This window comes from Aneurinibacillus thermoaerophilus, from assembly GCF_900099925.1.
GTDB lineage: Bacteria > Bacillota > Bacilli > Aneurinibacillales > Aneurinibacillaceae > Aneurinibacillus > Aneurinibacillus thermoaerophilus.
Genome location: NZ_FNDE01000090.1, coordinates 1 through 1494, shown reverse-complemented (window position 1 = coordinate 1494; position 1494 = coordinate 1). Strand labels below are relative to the sequence as shown.

The 1494-nt window shown below is 47.5% G+C and carries 1 protein-coding gene; it reads left to right on the top strand.

Annotated elements, in window-relative coordinates; all coding sequences use genetic code 11:
- The first annotated feature begins 115 nt into the window (after positions 1–115).
- On the top strand, positions 116–1345 hold the full coding sequence (locus BLR88_RS18765) for an IS110 family RNA-guided transposase (RefSeq protein ID WP_091261634.1): 1230 nt from the start codon (positions 116–118) through the stop codon (positions 1343–1345).
- Positions 1346–1494: the final 149 nt, after the last annotated feature.

Below are 1494 nucleotides of genomic sequence, written 5' to 3'. Positions count from 1 at the left end.
GCAGCCCATGGACCAGAGTAAGTTCTCATACGCGAGGCTGATGCTAGGCGAGTGCGCCAGGGGCATCCTGAAGAGTCCATTTCCCTCGATCCTGTAAAGAAAGGAGGTCATCTCAATGCGGTTATATGTCGGAATTGACGTGAGCTCTCTCGATATGAAAGTTTGTATCATGAATCAGGAGGGGGACACCCTCGCCTCCCTCACGGTGAAGAACAACCTTGAGGGTGCCCGTTACTTACGTGATCAAATCCTTGCCCTTGCGGACAAGCATCATAGCCAGCACATCCAGATTGGCCTGGAGTCTACCTCTGTCTATAGCTGGCATCCAGCGATGTTTCTCACAGACGATGAACAGCTTCGTAAGCGTCAGGCCAAGGTCTTTACCATCAATCCAAAGCTCATTCGAAAGTTCAAGGAAGCGTATGTGGATTTGGACAAGACCGATCAGATCGATGCCTTTATTATTGCCGATCGCCTGCGCTTTGGCCGTCTGCCTTTGACGGTGATCATGCAGGAACAGTATGTGGCGCTGCAACGGCTCATCCGGATGCGTTACCACCTGATTCATAACCTAACGCGTGAAAAACAGTATTTTCTGCAACACCTGTTTTTCAAGTGTAGTGCTTTCACGTCAGAAGTGGAAAGCACGGTGTTCGGAAACGCCCTGACGGAACTTCTTCTTGAGAAATTCAGTGTGGAAGAAATCAGTGCAATGGAGCTTGAAACGCTGGCCAACTACTTGAAGGAGAAGGGAAAGAACCGTTTCCCTCATCCAGAGAAGACCGCGAAGTGTATTCAAAAGGCCATGCGTTCTTCCTACCGACTTTCCAAGTGTGTAGAGGATACCATTGACCTTCTCTTAGGAACATCCATCGAGTCAATTCGCAGCATCAAAGCACAGATCAAGCAACTGGATAAAGCCATTGAGAAGGTGCTGCAAGGGATCCCGAATACCCTGCAAACCATTCCAGGGATTGGGCCTGTATATTGCGCGGGTATCCTGGCTGAAATCGGAGATATCCAGCGATTTAAAGATCAGGCTTCCCTGGCAAAATACGCAGGGCTGACATGGAGGAAGCACCAGTCAGGTACGTTTACCGCTGATGAAAGCAAAATGATTCGTTCCGGGAACCGATACTTGCGTTATTACCTTGTGGAGGCTGCCAACTCGGTAAAACGGTATGAACCGGAGTTTCGGGATTACTACCAGAAAAAGTATCGTGAAGTACCGAAACATCAACACAAAAGAGCCCTCGTTTTAACGGCAAGAAAACTTGTGCGTTTGATCGATGCGCTGCTACGCAACGATCAAATCTACACGCCTGGAAGGAAGGTGAATCGATAGAGGAAAAGCCCCTCTATTGAATCCTTCATTATATTTCCAGTTTTTAACTATGAAACTGGGTTTTTTAAGTGCTGCCTTTTTTCGATAAATGAGGCATCTTAATTTCCAATTTCGTAGTTTGAGGAACTTGACATATTACCGCAGGACTT